This window comes from Mesorhizobium shangrilense (assembly GCF_028826155.1).
Taxonomy (GTDB): domain Bacteria; phylum Pseudomonadota; class Alphaproteobacteria; order Rhizobiales; family Rhizobiaceae; genus Arvimicrobium; species Arvimicrobium flavum.
Map to the genome: position 1 here is coordinate 2,721,930 of NZ_JAQGPN010000001.1, position 15,775 is coordinate 2,737,704.

The 15,775-nt window shown below is 63.7% G+C and carries 14 protein-coding genes; 7 read left to right on the forward strand and 7 right to left on the reverse strand.

Going from position 1 to position 15,775, the window contains the following annotated elements:
* Positions 1 to 13 precede the first annotated feature (13 nt).
* The 3 genes from PD284_RS13145 to PD284_RS13155 form a co-directional block, all read right to left on the reverse strand.
* Positions 14 to 1,519: a tripartite tricarboxylate transporter permease gene (locus PD284_RS13145; protein ID WP_274628640.1), complete on the reverse strand. Its 1,506-nt coding sequence runs from the start codon at positions 1,517 to 1,519 to the stop codon at positions 14 to 16.
* A gap of 10 nt (positions 1,520 to 1,529) precedes the next feature.
* Positions 1,530 to 1,991 carry a tripartite tricarboxylate transporter TctB family protein gene (locus tag PD284_RS13150; RefSeq protein ID WP_274628641.1) on the reverse strand — a complete coding sequence of 154 codons (462 nt, stop codon included), beginning with the start codon at positions 1,989 to 1,991 and terminating at the stop codon, positions 1,530 to 1,532.
* 238 nt (positions 1,992 to 2,229) lie between these two features.
* Positions 2,230 to 3,207: a tripartite tricarboxylate transporter substrate-binding protein gene (locus PD284_RS13155; protein WP_274628642.1), complete on the reverse strand. Its 978-nt coding sequence runs from the start codon at positions 3,205 to 3,207 to the stop codon at positions 2,230 to 2,232.
* 256 nt (positions 3,208 to 3,463) lie between these two features.
* Here PD284_RS13155 and ade point away from each other — a divergent pair, with 256 nt between their 5' ends.
* Together ade and PD284_RS13165 are read left to right on the forward strand one after the other, a co-directional pair.
* On the forward strand, positions 3,464 to 5,278 hold the full coding sequence (ade, locus tag PD284_RS13160; RefSeq protein ID WP_274628643.1) for an adenine deaminase: 1,815 nt from the start codon (positions 3,464 to 3,466) through the stop codon (positions 5,276 to 5,278).
* 152 nt (positions 5,279 to 5,430) lie between these two features.
* Complete coding sequence (locus PD284_RS13165; RefSeq protein WP_274628644.1) at positions 5,431 to 5,763, forward strand: hypothetical protein; 333 nt, start codon at positions 5,431 to 5,433, stop codon at positions 5,761 to 5,763.
* Positions 5,764 to 5,967: 204 nt separating this feature from the next.
* On the opposite strand, the gene PD284_RS13170 is transcribed toward PD284_RS13165, so the two are convergent.
* Entirely contained in the window at positions 5,968 to 6,573 is a 606-nt protein-coding gene (locus tag PD284_RS13170; RefSeq protein ID WP_274628645.1) for a transglutaminase-like cysteine peptidase, read from the reverse strand.
* A gap of 281 nt (positions 6,574 to 6,854) precedes the next feature.
* Here PD284_RS13170 and PD284_RS13175 point away from each other — a divergent pair, with 281 nt between their 5' ends.
* Positions 6,855 to 7,337 carry a DUF1203 domain-containing protein gene (locus PD284_RS13175; RefSeq protein ID WP_274628646.1) on the forward strand — a complete coding sequence of 161 codons (483 nt, stop codon included), beginning with the start codon at positions 6,855 to 6,857 and terminating at the stop codon, positions 7,335 to 7,337.
* Here the strand turns inward: PD284_RS13175 and PD284_RS13180 are convergent.
* Together PD284_RS13180 and ald are read right to left on the reverse strand one after the other, a co-directional pair.
* Positions 7,327 to 8,106 (reverse strand): peptidoglycan-binding domain-containing protein, encoded by a 780-nt coding sequence (locus PD284_RS13180; protein WP_274628647.1) that lies wholly within the window; start codon positions 8,104 to 8,106, stop codon positions 7,327 to 7,329. The genes PD284_RS13175 and PD284_RS13180 overlap by 11 nt on opposite strands.
* Before the next feature lie 369 nt (positions 8,107 to 8,475).
* A complete protein-coding gene (gene ald, locus PD284_RS13185) occupies positions 8,476 to 9,591 on the reverse strand; it encodes an alanine dehydrogenase (RefSeq protein WP_274628648.1) in 1,116 nt (371 codons plus the stop codon).
* A gap of 161 nt (positions 9,592 to 9,752) precedes the next feature.
* On the opposite strand from ald, the gene PD284_RS13190 reads away from it, so the two are divergent.
* The 4 genes from PD284_RS13190 (at position 9,753) to PD284_RS13205 (ending at position 14,272) form a co-directional block, all read left to right on the forward strand.
* Entirely contained in the window at positions 9,753 to 10,226 is a 474-nt protein-coding gene (locus tag PD284_RS13190) for an Lrp/AsnC family transcriptional regulator (protein ID WP_274628649.1), read from the forward strand.
* 210 nt (positions 10,227 to 10,436) lie between these two features.
* The gene (locus tag PD284_RS13195; RefSeq protein WP_274628650.1) at positions 10,437 to 11,687 is read left to right on the forward strand and encodes a PQQ-dependent sugar dehydrogenase; all 1,251 of its coding nucleotides are present in this window, start codon (positions 10,437 to 10,439) and stop codon (positions 11,685 to 11,687) included.
* A gap of 63 nt (positions 11,688 to 11,750) precedes the next feature.
* Positions 11,751 to 12,089, forward strand: a complete 339-nt coding sequence (locus PD284_RS13200) for a c-type cytochrome (RefSeq protein WP_274628651.1) — start codon at positions 11,751 to 11,753, stop codon at positions 12,087 to 12,089.
* Positions 12,090 to 12,334: 245 nt separating this feature from the next.
* Positions 12,335 to 14,272, forward strand: coding sequence for a bifunctional 2',3'-cyclic-nucleotide 2'-phosphodiesterase/3'-nucleotidase (locus tag PD284_RS13205; RefSeq protein WP_274630629.1), 1,938 nt, complete (start codon positions 12,335 to 12,337; stop codon positions 14,270 to 14,272).
* Here PD284_RS13205 and PD284_RS13210 read toward each other — a convergent pair.
* Positions 14,267 to 15,685 carry a cytochrome P450 gene (locus tag PD284_RS13210; protein ID WP_274628652.1) on the reverse strand — a complete coding sequence of 473 codons (1,419 nt, stop codon included), beginning with the start codon at positions 15,683 to 15,685 and terminating at the stop codon, positions 14,267 to 14,269. The genes PD284_RS13205 and PD284_RS13210 overlap by 6 nt on opposite strands.
* Between the last annotated feature and the right edge of the window lie 90 nt (positions 15,686 to 15,775).

A 15,775-nucleotide genomic window follows, 5' to 3' on the forward strand; every position in this document is an offset into this window, starting at 1 on the left:
CGGCTGGACGAAATCAGTCTTCGACGAAGACCTCGTCGCGCTTCTTGCGCACGGCGGGCAGCAGCACCACGACCAGCACGATCACCGCGATCGCCAGCAGCACGGCGCTGATCGGACGCGTGAGGAAGGTCGTCGGGTCGCCGCGTGACAAGATCATGGCGCGGCGCAGGTTTTCCTCCAGCAGCGGGCCGAGGACGAAGCCGAGGAGCAGAGGCGCCGGCTCGCAGCGGAGCTTGGCCAGCACGTAGCCGAGCAGTCCGAAGAAGGCGACCGCATAGAGGTCGTAGGCATTCGAGTTCACGCTGTAGACGCCGATCGAGCAGAACGCCATGATGATCGGGAACAGCACATAGTAGGGCACCCGCAGCAGTTTCACCCAAAGGCCGACCAGCGGAAGGTTCAGGACCACCAGCATCAGGTTGCCGATCCACATCGAGGCGATGATGCCCCAGAACAGCGCGGGCTGCTCGGTGGCGACGTTCGGGCCCGGCACGATGCCCTGGATGATCATCGCGCCGATCATCAGCGCCATCACCGGATTGGCGGGGATGCCGAGCGTCAGCATCGGGATGAAGGAGGTCTGCGCGCCCGCATTGTTGGCCGATTCCGGGCCGGCGACGCCGGCGACAGCGCCCTTGCCGAACTCCTCCGGCGTCTTCGAGACGCGCTTCTCGACCGTGTAGGAGGCGAAGGAGGCGAGAATGGCGCCGCCTCCGGGCAGGATGCCGAGGGCCGAGCCGATCGCCGTGCCACGCAGTATCGGTGCAGCCATCGTGCGGAAATCCTCGCGCGTCGGCATCAGGCCGGAAACCTTGGCCATCAGCACCTCGCGCGTCCGCTCGTTCTCCAGGTTGCGCAGGATCTCGGCGATGCCGAAGACGCCCACCGCTACGGCCACGAAGTTCAGGCCGTCGGCATATTCGCGGATGCCGAGCGTGAAGCGCGGGGCGCCCGAGATGACGTCGGTGCCGACCAGCCCCAGCAGCAGGCCGAGCACGACCATGGCGAGCGCCTTGATCACGGAGCCGTGGGCCAGCGCAATAGCCGAGACGAGGCCGACGATCATCAGCGAAAAATACTCTGCCGCGCCGAATTTCAGCGCGATCACAGTCAACGGCGGGGCGAAAATGGCGACCAGGAAGGTCGACACGGTGCCGGCGAAGAAGGAGCCAATGGCGGCGATGGCGAGGGCAGCGCCTGCGCGGCCCTTGCGGGCCATCTGATAGCCGTCGATCGCGGTGACGGCGGAAGAGGATTCGCCGGGCATGTTGATCAGGATGGCGGTCGTCGAGCCGCCGTATTGTGCGCCGTAGTAGATGCCCGACAGCATGATCAGCGACGACACCGGGTCGCCGATCTGGAAGGTAATGGGCAGCAGCATGGCGATTGTTGCGGTGGCGCCGATGCCCGGGAGCACGCCGATGAGGGTGCCGAGGAGGACGCCGATCAGGCAGAAGCCGAGGTTCCAGATCGTCGACGCGGTCGAGAACCCGAGCGCGAGATTGCTGAAGAGTTCCATGGGGTTCTCCTCAGAAATGCAGCCAGGGGCCGAAGCGCTGGAAGGGCAGGCCCAGCGCGTAGCTGAAGACCACCACCGAAAACAGCGTCACCCCCGCGGCGAGCGCGAGCGCCGCCGGAACCTTCATGCGATGGCTGGCGAAGGCGGCGATGAGGCAGGTTAAAAACAGCGCCGGCACGAAGCCCAGCCCGCGTACGGTGAGGCCGAAGAAGATCGGGGCCGGCAGTATGAAGAGCGCGCCGCGCCAGGCGAGGGCGCCGATCGGCTCGCCCGCCACGCGTGTCGCCTGGACGAGGACGACGATACCCAGCAGGACCAGTATGCCGGAGAGCACGAGCGGGAAGTAGCCTGGCCCCATGCGGAACGCGGTGCCGATCTCGAGACCAAGCGACTGCAGGCCGAAGAAGAGGCCGCAAGCGATGAACAGCGCCCCGCACAGCGCATTGGCGGGATCAAAGGATAATGGCTTCATGGCGTCCTCCGCAAAGGAGTTCCAACCTGCCGTACGACGACGTCAACTGGCACGATCATGCCGTCGTTCAACTCGCCGCGCGACCTCCCCGGCAGATGCTGCCGCCTTCTTTGCCCTTGGCGAAGGGGCGTTTCCCGGCAGCCGCCACCAATTGCAAGGGGCGCAGGACGCGCCCCTGTGTTGAGCAGTAAGGACAGCGCAGCAGTTCGCAGCGCCGTCCCTCGGGTCAGAACCGCGCTTAGTCGGCGTACTGGCCGGCTGCCTCGATGATCGGCTTCCAGCGCGCGATTTCGCTCTCCAGCTTCGCCTTCAGTGCAGCAGGTGTCGCGTCGGCGTCCGAAGACGGTGCGGTGCCGAGTTCGGCGAAGCGCGCGACGACGTTCGGATCCTTGAGCGCCACCTGCAGCGCCTTGGAAAGCCGGTCCGTGACTTCGGCGGGCGTGCCCTTCGGCGCGTAGAGGCCGTGCCAGATGCCGACCTGCATGCCGGACAGCCCGGCCTCGTCGGTGGTCGGGACGTCGGGCAGCACGTCGAGACGCTTCGGCGTGGTGACGGCATAGGCCTTGATGGTGCCGCCCTGGATCTGCTTGGTCGTATTGGTGGTCTGATCGCACATGATGTCGACCTGGCCGCCGAGCAGGTCGGTCATGGCCGGGCCCGTGCCCTTGTAGGGGACGGTCACCAGCGGCGTGCCGATGGCGCTCATGAACAGCATGCCGCACAGATGCGAGGCCGCACCGATGCCGGCATTGGCGACGGTGACGGTGTCCTTGTTGGCCTTGGCGTATTCGACCAGACCCTTGAGGTCGGTCGGCTCGAGGTCCTTGCGGGCGACGATCGTCATCGGCACTTCGGTGACTAGGCCGACATATTCGAAGGCGTTCAGCGTGTCATAGGCAAGTTTTCTGTAAAGCGTCGCGCTGGTCGCCATGCCGATGTGGTGGAGCAGCAGCGTGTAGCCGTCAGCCTCGGCGGAGGCGACGCGGCCCGCGCCGAGCGTGCCGCCCGCGCCGCCGACGTTCTCCACCACGATCTGCTGGCCGAGATCCTTGGACATCGATTCGGCGACGAGGCGGGTCACGGTGTCGGTCGGACCGCCTGCGGAGAAGGGGACGACCACCGTGATGGTGCGGTCAGGATAGGTTTGTGCCTGCGCGGAAGTCGATCCGATGGCGACAAGGGCGAGTGCTGAGACAGCGGCAAGAATCGTTTTCATAGTTCCTCCCTATTGCAATTCACTCCGCGCATCCATTGTTCGCCGGATCCCGGCGTCGGCTTCCTTCAGTCGCCTGTACGCGGTCGATGACGGCCATCGAATGGAAGGCCGTCCGACATGTCAAGCTCAAGCCTGCGGCATCAGACAAATGGATTAGAACGCATGTCTAAGCCGTGGCGAATGGCGGATCGTTGCGCTTCCAACTGGCCAAGCAGGCGGGGACGTGGCTAGACTTCGCCGAAAGGAGATTCCGTCGATGGACCGCACGCCGCCCTCATTCAAGAAGCCTGAGCCCTGGACCGCGGTGGCGCCCCTGCTCGTCGACGTGGCGACGGGACGCAAGCCTGCCGAACTGGTGGTGCGCAATGGGCGCTGGGTGAACGTGCATTCCGGCGAGATCATCGCCGGCACCGACATCGCCATCGTCGCCGGTCGTTTCGCCTATTGCGGGCCGGACGCCAGCCACTGCATCGGCGAGGCGACGGAGGTGGTGGACGCCGAAGGCCGCTATCTCGTGCCCGGCCTGTGCGACGGCCACATGCATGTCGAGAGCGGCATGGTGACGGTGACGGAGTTTTGCCGGGCGGTGATCCCGCACGGCACGACGACGATGTTCATCGACCCGCACGAGATCGCCAACGTGCTCGGGCTCGAAGGGGTGCGGCTGATGCACGACGAGGCTGTGGCGGCGCCGGTCAACGTGCTCGTCCAGATGCCTTCCTGCGTGCCCTCCGCGCCCGGTCTGGAGACCCCGGGCGCCACCCTCGACGAGCGGGACGTCGCCGAGGCGATGACCTGGGAGAACATCGTCGGTCTCGGCGAAGTGATGAACTTTCCGGGCGTCGCGGCCAACGACCGCAAGATGGTGGCCGAGATCGCCGAGACCGTGAAGGCCGGCAAGACGGTCGGCGGCCACTATGCCTCGCCCGATCTGGGAAAAATGTTCCATGGCTATGTGGCCGGCGGACCCGAGGACGACCATGAAGGCACGCGCGCGGAAGACGCGATCGCGCGCGTGCGCCAGGGCATGAAGGCGATGCTGCGGCTGGGTTCGGCCTGGTACGACGTCGAGGCGCAGATCAAGGCGGTGACCGAACAGGGCGTCGACCCGCGCAACTTCATCCTTTGCACGGACGACAGCCATTCCGGCACGCTGGTGAATGACGGGCACATGGACCGCGTCGTGCGCCATGCCATCGCGCAGGGCCTGAAGCCGATCACCGCGATCCAGATGGCGACGCTGAACACAGCGCAGCATTTCCGGCTTGAGCGGGAACTGGGCTCCATAGCGCCGGGTCGGCTGGCAGACTTCCTGATCGTGTCCGACCTGCCGGGGCTGGTCATCGACCAGGTCTACGGCCGCGGCGCCCTGCTCGCGGAACAGGGCAACCTGGCGGTCGAGATACCGCCCTACGACTATCCGGCCAGCGCCAAGAACACCGTTCGCCTGGGCAAGGCCCTCTCGGCGGCGGACTTCGACATCGCTGCGCCGGAAGGCGCAAATTCGGTGCGGGCGCGCGTGATCGGCGTCATCGAGAACCAGGCGCCGACACGGGCGCTCGAGGCCGACCTCCCGGTGGTCGACGGGCTGGTCGGCATGGATCGCGCCAAGGATGTCTGCCAGATCGCGCTGGTCGAGCGTCACCGCGGGACGGGCAACGTCACCAATGGCTTCGTTTCAGGCTTCGGCTACATGCAGGACTGCGCCATGGCGACGTCGGTCGCCCATGATTCGCATCACATCATCGTGGTCGGCACCAACAAGGAGGACATGGCGCTTGCCGTGAAGCGGCTGGGCGAGGTGGGCGGCGGTGCGGTGCTGATCTCGAAGGGCGAGGAACTCGCGCTCGTCGAAATGCCGATCGCCGGGCTGATGTCGGACGAGCGCGCCGAGATCGTGGCCGAGAAGGCCGCCAGGCTGACCGAGGCGATGCGGAAGATGGGCTGCGACCTCAACAACGCCTACATGCAGCACTCGCTGTTGGCGCTGGTGGTCATCCCGGAGCTCAGGATCTCGGATGTAGGCATCGTCGATGTGACGAAGTTCGAGAAGGTCGATCTGTTCGTCTAGGGAGCTGCTTGATCTGACGGCTGGGGGATTTGTTCGGTGCAGCCATGGTTTGGCGATTGGACCTCTCTGAGAAGAAGTCAACTCGACACGATATTACTCAAGGGATATTGAGGAAAACGGGTAGTGGGTTCCAATTTTTCTGGAGTTGCCACATGCGTTTTCAGTTTCCTTTTATGATCATCTGTCTTGCTGCGCTGGCGGCGTGCCAGTCCGACAGTCCGTCGACGACGGCGGGGCATCCGGTTGCAGCCGTACCTGCCGCAGCGCCCGTGAGCGGTCCACCCGCCGACATCGCGGACCTCGTCGGGGCGCGTGCGGCCGGCGGAGAGACCGCGCTGCAATCGCGCGGCTACACGTCTGCGCGGACGCAGGGGCTCACCGCCTTCTGGTGGAATGCGAACAGCCGGACCTGTGCTCGGGTGACTACGGCGCAAGGGCGCTATGCGGAAGTGATGACGGCCGCTCCGTCAGATTGCGGCATGTAGCTTCCGCCCGTCCTGTCCTGCCGCAGATGGTTCGGATCAGCAGGCCGGACCGCATGTGAGCCGGACGGGCACTGTCGGGCGGCGCGACGCGCAGAAGCGGCCCGCGAAAACAAAGCGGAGCCGGCCCGGGGACGTGGGCCGGCTCCTAAACCCGGTCGATGGGGACGGGGAGGTGGGGACTCGACCGGGGATTCCCAAATCGGTCTAGCGGACGGAACCGACAGCCACCGCGCGGCCGTCGTTGATCGAGACCCAGGCTCCGGAGTGTTTCGACGACTGGCGCTTGAGATAGGTGTAGGGGGTGTCGGTCCAGGCCAGGACGCGGCCGTCCAGGTTGTCGAGGACGTAATCGCCGCGATCGGTGTTGACGGTGAGAACCGCGTGACCGTCACCATTCTGTTGGCGCACCACGGTGATGAGGAGGTTGCCGGCGGGGACGCCCGCATTCATCAGCAGCCGACGCTTCTCCAGCACATAGTCCTCGCAGTCGCCAACGTCGTCAGGGTAGGACCAGACCTCTTCGCTGCCCCAAATCTCCATGTCGGTCTTCGGTTCCACGCGGGCGTTGACCGAATTGTTGACGTCGACGATCTCGGACCAGAGGGCGCGGGTCAGCGTCACCGGCTTGGCGCGCGGGGTCTTCTGTGCGCATTCCTCCGGGCTCGACTGGCAGAGGTAATAGTGGCCGACCGGCTGCGTCGCGCGCCCGGCGGTGTTCATGAAGTTTCCGTTGGCGTGGGCCACGGAGCCCCAGGCTCCCAGCTGTGCGACGAGCATCGCCAGCAGCAGCGTCCCCTTCTTCTTTGCCATTGCAGTCTCCCCGTTTGAGAGCACAATGGCACAGTCGAATTTATTCGAGGCAAAGTCCTGAAGATGTTTTTGAGTAAAAACTACAGCGGATAAGAATAAAATTGAAATCGAATAATAATAAAAGTGGAGACAAATTCGATTAAAATTTGAAGGAATTGTGTTTCGGGGCTGTCAGAGCGGCGTCGCGAGGCCGTTGGAGCAGACGCGGCCAGGCGGGTTTCGGGTGTCTCGTCAATCGATGGACGGGCAATCTTCCCACCATACGAAACCGGGAGTCCCCAATGTCCATTCGCTTTGTTGCGCTGCCCACCAACGAGGTCCGCTCTCTGCAGGGCGGCGCGGCCGATGCCTACGGCGCTACCCCGGAGCGGAAGATCTCGGATGGTGACGGTGTGCCATGTCGGCACTGCCTGAGGAACGTGGAGGCCGGCGAGCCTTACCTTGTGCTCGCCTATCGGCCGTTCCCCAGGCTCCAGCCCTATGCCGAGACCGGGCCGATCTTCCTGCATGCCGAACCGTGCGCGCGTGCGCCGGAAACGGATGCGTTGCCCGAACTCTTCGGCAAATCGAAAGACTACATCCTGCGCGGCTACAACTCGGAAGACCGCATCGTCTACGGTACAGGCAGGGTTACGCCTACCGCGGAAATCCTTGCCTATGCGGCGAACCTGCTCGAACGCGACGACATCGCCTATGTCCACATGCGCTCCGCGCGCAACAACTGCTTCCAGTGCCGCATCGAATCGACCCCGGCTACCAGATGATGAAGTCCTTCTTCGCGTAGTTGCGGACACGCTCACTGGCCTCGAAGCCGTTATCGGAGCCGCCACTGTCGGTGTTGCCTTCCACCGTGCGCATGGTGTCCGCGCCGGCATCCGATACGACGCCGATGTGGGTCCAGTCGTTGTTGGTGCGCCGGACAAGAAAGAAGCTGCCGGGTAGGATCTGGGAGGGACGAACCGTTCCCTCCCGGTGATAGAGCCCGGCGTTGCGCGCGTTGGCGCTCATGGTGTCGCAGCTCGCGGAGGAGGGGATGGGCTGTCGGACGCCCAATGTCCGCGCTGCCTGTTCAAGCGCGAAGCAAACGAAGCCGGAACACCAGCGCCAGTCAGGCCCGTCCTGTCCCATATACGCCCTTACCCAAGGCCCACAATTGTCGCCGCCGGCTTCGACGGGATGCTGTGCAACGTGTTGCACGGCGTAGCTGAGAATGAGATCGGCTAGTGTCCTGTTGCCTGCGTTGATCGGCGCGATGGCCTTTACGAGGGGATCGACGAGTTGTTCGTGCGTGCGTGCGTCCACCTGACCCGTGGCCGGCAGACCCCTGTTTGACTGAAAGTCCTTCACGCGCTGCTCGGTAGCAGCGCCGAAGTCCGAATCGATGTTCAGTGAAAAGCCGGCGATGGTCAGCCATTCCTGGACGCGCTTCGCCCGCATCTGCCTTGCGCCCCGTGCGATCGGCAGTGGCCAGTCCAGCTCGTTCCTAACACGCGTGGGCAGATGGGAGCCGGCTACAATCGTGGACGGAAGCATGGACAGCCTCGCGTTGTATCGATCGATGAATGCTCTTTATGCGCGCAATCGATGGCGTCTCGCAATCGTGGCCTTCTCGCCCGAAGGGCAGGTCGTGTCAGGCTTATCCCGGAGAGCGCATGCCGCGCCTGTAAATGCGCTGCCTCACGAGCGCACCGTGGGCGCGGTGCGGGCAGTCATAGTTTGTTAACCATAGCGTCCTAGAGATGCCCTATCGATCGATGTCGTCGACCATGGATGAACCGGCGGGGATACTGATCGGTGAGCGAGGAAGCGGGGTTTTTGCCCCGCTTTTTTGTTTCTGCGCATAGGAAAGCAGCCCGCCGACCTTGCGACGGGCCAATTTGGCTGGCCGCAAACGAACCGCGATCAGGCGGCGAGAACGGCTTTCGGTTCGGCCATCTCATAGCCCAGTGCTTCGGCGACGGCCCGATTGGTGATCTTGCCCCGATGCACGTTGAGGCCGTTGCGCAGATGCTGATCGTCCACCAGCGCCTTCAGGCCCTTGTCGGCGAGCTGCAGACCATAGTGCAGCGTCGCGTTGTTGAGCGCATGCGCCGAGGTGACGGGAACCGCACCCGGCATGTTGGCCACACAATAATGGATGATGCCGTCGACCTCGTAGGTCGGGTCGGCGTGCGTGGTGGGGTGGGAGGTCTCGAAGCAGCCGCCCTGGTCGATCGCCACATCGACCAGCACCGCCCCCTTCTTCATGCCTGTCAGCATCTCGCGGGTGACCAGCTTCGGAGCCGCCGCTCCGGGGATCAGCACGGCGCCGACGACAATGTCGGACGAAAAGCACTCTTCCTCGAGCGCCTCGACGGTGGAGTAGCGAGTGTGGACGCGGCCGTTGAAGATGTCGTCGAGCTGGCGAAGGCGCGGGATCGAGCGATCGATGATCGTTACGTCGGCGCCCAGGCCGGCCGCCATCCTGGCGGCATGCAGGCCAACGACGCCGCCGCCGATGACCGCCACCTTGCCGGGCATGACGCCAGGCACGCCGCCGAGCAGCACGCCGCGCCCGCCATTCGGCTTCTGAAGCGCAGTCGCGCCGGCCTGGATGGACAGGCGGCCGGCAACTTCGGACATCGGCGCGAGCAGTGGGAGACCGCCGCGCTCATCGGTGACAGTCTCGTAGGCGACAGCGGTGACGCCTGACTCAACCAGACCCTTGGTCTGTTCCGGATCCGGCGCCAGATGCAGAAAAGTGTAGAGGATCTGGTTCTCGCGGAGCTGCGCCCATTCGCCGGGCTGCGGCTCCTTGACCTTCACGATCATGTCGCTGCGGACGAAGACGTCCTCGGCGGTCTTTGCGATCGCAGCGCCGGCGGCGCGATAGGCATTGTCGTCGGCTCCGATGCCGGCGCCGGCGCCGGTCTCCACCAGAACTTCATGGCCATGAGCGACGTATTCGCGGACGGAGCCGGGCGTCAGCCCCACCCTGTACTCGTGATTCTTGATCTCTTTCGGGCAGCCGACACGCATTCGACGATCTCCTCTTCCGGCCATCTTCGGGCCTTGTTCCCTGCGGGCAAATATTCAACCACAGGACGCACCGAAGGTCCTTGCGAAGTTGGTTGCGCCGCTTCCAAACCGCCGATACTTTCTTGCGTAGTGGGCGGCGCAATTCGAAGGAATCGCGGAAAGTGGCCGTAGACAGGATCGATATCGCCATTCTCGATGTGCTGCAGAAGGACGGTCGCATCTCCAATGCGAGCCTGGCGGAGAAGGTTGGGCTCTCTCAGTCCGCGTGCTCCCGGCGGCTGGACACTCTTGAAAAGACCGGCGTGATCCGAGGCTATCATGCGCGGCTCTCCAACGCGGCGCTCGGGCACCAGATGACGGCGATCGTACACATCTCGCTGTCGGGCCAGTTCGAAAAGACGCTGTCCGATTTCGAAGCGGCAGTGAAACGATGCCCGAACATCCTCTCCTGTCACCTGATGTCGGGCGAATACGACTACATCCTCAGGATCGCCGCGAAAGACCTCGCCGACTACGAGCGCATCCACAAGGAGTGGCTGTCGGCCATGCCGCACGTGACGAAGATCAACTCCAGCTTTGCGCTTCGCGAGATCATCGACCGGACGGCGCTGGGGCTCAAGCCCGAGATGGCTTGAGGGGCGCGGTCTGAGCGGTATGGTGTCGGCTCACCGCCGGATGGGCCACCAAGGCACGCAAACCGGCTGCCGGTCGAGAAGAGTTCCTGGTTCACTCGGGGACACCTGCGCCATGTCCTGCCAAATCATGCGGAGGGTTGCGCCAAGTTCCTGCGCTGTGCGACAAAGTAACTGCAAATGGTGACCAAAGACGGTTTCTGGGAGGAAGAGATGATCTTTCGTGCCTTGCTTTCTGTCACGTTGTTATCTGCATCGACCGCGCTGGTGTCTGCGCAGGACGCCGGAAATCTCGAAAAACTCAGCCAGTTCAAGACCACGGGGACGACCGAATTCACGGTCGTCGAGCAGACCGGTCCGAATGCCGACGCGATCAAGAAAAATCTTGAACGCATCAAGCTGCCGGAGGGGTTCAAGATCAGCCTCTACGCGATCGTTCCCGACGCCCGCCACATGGCGGTCGGTCCGCAGGGCATTGTCACGTTCGTTGGAACGAGAAAGACCAAGGTCTGGGCTGTGACCGACCGCAACAAGGATCGCGTCGCCGACGAGGTGAAGGATTTCGCGCCGTCGCTGGCAATGGCTATACCGAACGGACCATGCTTCTCGCCTGACGGCTTTCTCTACATCGCCGAGCAGAACCGCGTGCTCACCTTTCCCGCGGCCGAGTTCTTCTATGAAAGCCCGGACGTGGCGGCCTTCAATGTCCTCGCCCAGGGCAAGCTGATCCCGGCCGACGAAGAGAGCTACAATCACACGGCGCGCGTGTGCCGCATCGGGCCGGATGGCAAACTCTACATAACGCTCGGGCAGCCGTTCAACGTCTACGCGCCGGAAAAGGCGGACGTATACGAACAGGCCGGCATCGGCGGCATCATTCGCGTCGGCATCGATGGCAATGGGCGGGAGGTGTTCACGCGCGGCGTGCGCAACTCGGTTGGCATGGACTTCAATCCGCGCAACGGAGATCTGTGGTTCACCGACAACCAGGTCGATGGCCTCGGCGACGACACGCCTCCCGGGGAACTGAACCGGCAGACGGCCGCCGGCCAGCATTTCGGCTTCCCATGGTACGGCGGCGGCACGGTCCGCACCAACGAGTACAAGGACAGCGAGCCGCCGGCCGATACCGTCCAGCCCGCCGTCGAGATGGCGCCGCATGCCGCCGACCTCGGCATGAAGTTCTACACGGGCAAGCAGTTCCCCGAAAAATACCGGGACGGCGTCTTCTCGGCGCAGCACGGATCGTGGAACCGCACCACCCCGGTCGGCGCACGCGTCATGTTCACGCCGGTGAACGAGGACGGGACCGCGGGAGCCACCGAAGTGTTCGCGGAAGGCTGGCTTGACGAGAACGGCGAATATCTTGGTCGCCCGGTCGACATAGCCCAACTGCGCGACGGCTCTATCCTGGTGTCAGACGATCTGGCGGGCGCGATCTACCGTATTTCCTACGGCGACTGACATGTCTCCCCAGGGCGCGGCGGTCGCCGCGCCCTCTAACCTGTTTCAATTGAGGACAAGCCAATGAGGCGTTTTTCCTGCGCCTGTCTCGGCGTCGGCATTTTCGCGTCGCTCGTTGCGGCGGCGCCGGCGATGGCGGCCGACCCGTCCGCCGGCAAGGACCTTGCCGCCGCACGGTGCCGGACCTGCCACGGAATCGACGGTATCGCCAAGCTGCCGGTGGCCCCACATCTGGCCGGCGAGAGCGAGATGTATCTGCAGATGCAGTTGAAGGCGTTCCGTTCCGGCAAGCGCGAGAACGAGATGATGTCGGTGGTGGCCAAGGACCTGACTGACGCGCAGATCGCCGATCTGTCCGCCTGGTACAGCTCCATCAAAATAACCGCCACCGTCCCCGATTAGGGCGGCGCGGAAGCCCAGATCGATCGGGGCTGCGGTGGATCGTGTCGATCGGCTGGCATCCGAGGTCGCGGGCTGAATTTTTCTCCCCGCAACACTGGCCTGATGACTGGGCGTTTTCTTCGTCGGCGAAGTTTTTACCGGTCCCTGCTGGACACGGCTAAGACAGGGCGCAACACTCCAATTTCGCAATCCTGGAGGAAGGCAAGTTGTTCCCATTCAATTCCGCCGTTACGCGGCGGTCGTTCATGGCGGGAGGAGCCGCCACAGCTTTCGTCATGCTCCATCCATTCTCCGCGCGCGCCCAGGCGAACCAGGCGCATCTCAGGATCATGGAGACGACCGATATCCATGTGAACGTCCTGCCCTACGACTACTATGCCGACAAGCCGAACGATACGATGGGACTGTCCCGCACGGCCTCGCTGATCGACGCGGTTCGCAAGGAAGCCACGAATGCCATGCTGGTCGACAACGGCGACTTCCTGCAGGGCAACCCGATGGGCGACTACATCGCCTACGAGAAGGGCATGAAGGAAGGCGACGTCCATCCGGTCATGAAGGGCATGAACCTGCTCGGCTACGAATGCTCGACACTCGGCAACCACGAGTTCAACTATGGCCTGTCCTTCATGGACAAGGTGCTGGCCGGCGCCAACTTCCCGTTCGTCTGCGCCAATCTGGTGCGCGGCACCGAACTCGCCGCCAATCCGCGCGACGACAAACTCTACCTGAAGCCCTACGTGATCCTCGACAAGACGATCAAGGACGGGGCGGGCGCTGACCTTCCGATCAGGATCGGCATCATCGGCTTCGTGCCGCCGCAGATCATGCTTTGGGACGCCAAGAACCTCACCGGTAACGTGATCACTCGCGACATCGTGCAGGCCGCCAGCGCCTGGGTGCCGCAGATGAAGGAGGAGGGCGCCGACGTGGTCATCGCGCTGTCCCACTCGGGCATCGACATCAAGCAGGGCGACATGATGGAGAACGCCTCGTTCTTCCTCGCCGGCGTCGAAGGCATCGATGCGGTGTTCACCGGTCACCAGCATCTGGTCTTCCCCGGCCCTAAGGATTTCGTCGATCTCGAGGGCGTCGACGCCAAGGCAGGCACACTACAGGGCAAGCCGGCCGTTCAGGCGGGCTTCTGGGGCTCGCATATGGGCCTGATCGACCTGCTGCTCGAGCGCGACGGTTCCAAGTGGAAGGTGGTGTCGGCGACTTCGGAGGCGCGGCCGATCTACGAGCGCGTCGACAGCAAGAACAAGGCTTTGGTCGCCGACGTTCAGAAGGTAGTCGATACCATGAAGGACGACCACGAGGCCACGCTTGCCTATGTGCGTCGCCCGGTCGGCAAGACTTCGGCGCCGCTCTACTCTTACTTCGCGCTGGTGGCGGACGATCCGTCCGTCCAGATCGTGAGCCAGGCGCAGACCTGGTACATCAAGGACATGCTCAAGGACACCGAATGGAAGGATCTGCCGGTGCTTTCCGCGGCTGCACCCTTCAAGTCGGGCGGGCGCGGCGGACCGGAGTACTACACCGACGTGCCGGCGGGCGACATCGCGATCAAGAACGTCGCCGACCTCTATCTCTACCCGAACACAGTGCGGGCGGTGGCGATCACCGGCGCGCAGGTGAAGGAGTGGCTTGAGATGTCGGCAGGCATCTTCAACCAGGTTGAGCCGGGCAAGGCCGACCAGGTGCTGATCAACGCCGATTTTCCGTCGTACAATTTCGACGTCATCGACGGGGTGACCTACAAGGTGGACCTGTCGCAGCCGGCGAAATACGAGCCGAAGGGCGCGGTCGCCAACGCCAGTTCCAGCCGTATCACCGACTTGATGTTCGACGGGAAACCGATTGACCCGGCTCAGAAATTCGTCGTCGCGACGAACAACTACCGCGCCGGGGGTGGCGGCAATTTCCCGGAGATCAACTCCTCAAAGGTGATCTTCGAGGCGCCCGACACCAATCGTGACGTCATCGTGCGCTACATCGTCGAGCAGAAGACGATCAACCCGTCGGCTGACTCCAACTGGTCGTTCGCGCCCGTCGAAGGCGCATCGGTGATCTTCGAGACAGGCCCCAAGGCCAAGCAGTTCCTGGCCGACGTCAAGGGCGTGAAGATCGAAGAGGCGGGCGAAGGCGAGGGAGGATATGGCAAGTACCGCATCACGCTATAGCGTTCGCGGCAGCAGGGGGCGTGCGGCTGGCCTTCGCTTGGATAACCGGACCCAGACGCCGCCCTTGGGACGCAGGGTGATCGATGGAAACGGCGTGATCTTCCGGTCGCGCTGCCATTCCATGGAGAAGCGTTGCGCGATGGTGGCAAGGAGGAGCACCGCCTCGATCATGGCGAAGCGCTGGCCGATGCAGATGCGCGGACCCCCGCCGAAGGGCATGTAGGCGAAACGCGGCAGGCTGTGCGCGAGCCCGGTCATCCACCTGTCTGGAAGAAAGGTCTCCGGTTGGTCGAAATGACGGCTGTCCCTATGCAGCACCCATGGGCTTATGAGGACCGTCGTGCCGCGACCAAACCGGTAGCCTGCCGCCTCAAATTCTTCGAGGGACTCGCGGCCGATCGCCCAGGCGGGCGGATAAAGCCGCATCGCTTCCAGGATCACGCTTTCGGTGAACTTGAGATTCGGCAGATCTTCAACCGTCGCGAGGCGGTCGCCCACGACCTCAAGGACTTCGGCAGCCACCCGCCTGTCCACCTCGGGATTCTGGCCTATGAGGTGGAAGCTCCATGACAGCGCAAGCGCCGTGGTCTCATGCCCGGCCAGCAAAAGCGTCAGTGTCTCGTCGCGCAGCTGCCGGTCGGACATTCCGCAGTCGTTTTCGTCGCGAGCGGCCATCAGGCGCGACAGGAAATCTATGCGGCCCTCATAGCCGTTGGCGCGGCGCTCCGCGATCATCCGGGCGATGACGCGCTCGCCCGTTGCGATTGCCCGGCGATAGCGAACATGGCCCGGCAGCGGAACCCAGTCGGGGATAACGAAGGGACGCTTGAAGCGGGAGGCCATTTCCTCGGTGAGGTCGGTGACCGCATGGTCCATGTCGGCGATGTCCTGCTCGACCTCCGAATCCATCAGCGTCTTGGCGGCGATGGCCAAGGTCAGGCCCATCATCTCGACATGCACATCACGCAATTCGCCGTCCTGCCAGCCGTCGAGCATCCGATTGGTTAATGCAATCATGTCCGCGCCGTAGCCCAACAGTTGCTGTCCGGCGAAGGCCGGCGCCGCAAGGCGGCGGTTGCGTTGCCACTGTTCGCCTTCCGCCGTCAGGATGCCCTGGCCGAAGACAGCGGTGACATGCCGCCAGATGAGCCTGTTCTTGATGAAGCTGCGGTGATTCTTGACGAGCACCTGCTCGATATCGTCGGGATCGTTCAACAGCACCGTCGGCCAGCCAGCGAGGTCGAAGCCGACAACGTCGCCGTAGGTGTGCGCGATCTCGGTCAGATAGCCGAGTTGGTCGCGCCCGAACTGGAACAGATTGCCGAGGACGGGAACCCCTTTGGGACCTGGCGGACGTTCTCGCTGCGCGGGGCGCGACGACAATTCGCTCACGGAGGAAGAAGTCTCCGCCATGCGACACCTTCATGTGCTCGAAGCGCGGAACCGACCGAGAGTGACACGGTGTCAAACCCTGGTCAATGAAGGCCTAAGGCTGCCTCGTGC

Excerpts from the sequence above, each read along its gene's own strand:
- PD284_RS13145 (WP_274628640.1), bottom strand. The coding sequence starts at position 1,519 with ATGGAACTCTTCAGCAATCTCGCGCTCGGGTTCTCGACCGCGTCGACG.
- PD284_RS13150 (WP_274628641.1), bottom strand. The coding sequence starts at position 1,991 with ATGAAGCCATTATCCTTTGATCCCGCCAATGCGCTGTGCGGGGCGCTG.
- PD284_RS13155 (WP_274628642.1), bottom strand. The coding sequence starts at position 3,207 with ATGAAAACGATTCTTGCCGCTGTCTCAGCACTCGCCCTTGTCGCCATC.
- ade (WP_274628643.1), top strand. The coding sequence starts at position 3,464 with ATGGACCGCACGCCGCCCTCATTCAAGAAGCCTGAGCCCTGGACCGCG.
- PD284_RS13165 (WP_274628644.1), top strand. The coding sequence starts at position 5,431 with ATGCGTTTTCAGTTTCCTTTTATGATCATCTGTCTTGCTGCGCTGGCG.
- PD284_RS13170 (WP_274628645.1), bottom strand. The coding sequence starts at position 6,573 with ATGGCAAAGAAGAAGGGGACGCTGCTGCTGGCGATGCTCGTCGCACAG.
- PD284_RS13175 (WP_274628646.1), top strand. The coding sequence starts at position 6,855 with ATGTCCATTCGCTTTGTTGCGCTGCCCACCAACGAGGTCCGCTCTCTG.
- PD284_RS13180 (WP_274628647.1), bottom strand. The coding sequence starts at position 8,106 with ATGCTTCCGTCCACGATTGTAGCCGGCTCCCATCTGCCCACGCGTGTT.
- ald (WP_274628648.1), bottom strand. The coding sequence starts at position 9,591 with ATGCGTGTCGGCTGCCCGAAAGAGATCAAGAATCACGAGTACAGGGTG.
- PD284_RS13195 (WP_274628650.1), top strand. The coding sequence starts at position 10,437 with ATGATCTTTCGTGCCTTGCTTTCTGTCACGTTGTTATCTGCATCGACC.
- PD284_RS13200 (WP_274628651.1), top strand. The coding sequence starts at position 11,751 with ATGAGGCGTTTTTCCTGCGCCTGTCTCGGCGTCGGCATTTTCGCGTCG.
- PD284_RS13205 (WP_274630629.1), top strand. The coding sequence starts at position 12,335 with ATGGCGGGAGGAGCCGCCACAGCTTTCGTCATGCTCCATCCATTCTCC.
- PD284_RS13210 (WP_274628652.1), bottom strand. The coding sequence starts at position 15,685 with ATGGCGGAGACTTCTTCCTCCGTGAGCGAATTGTCGTCGCGCCCCGCG.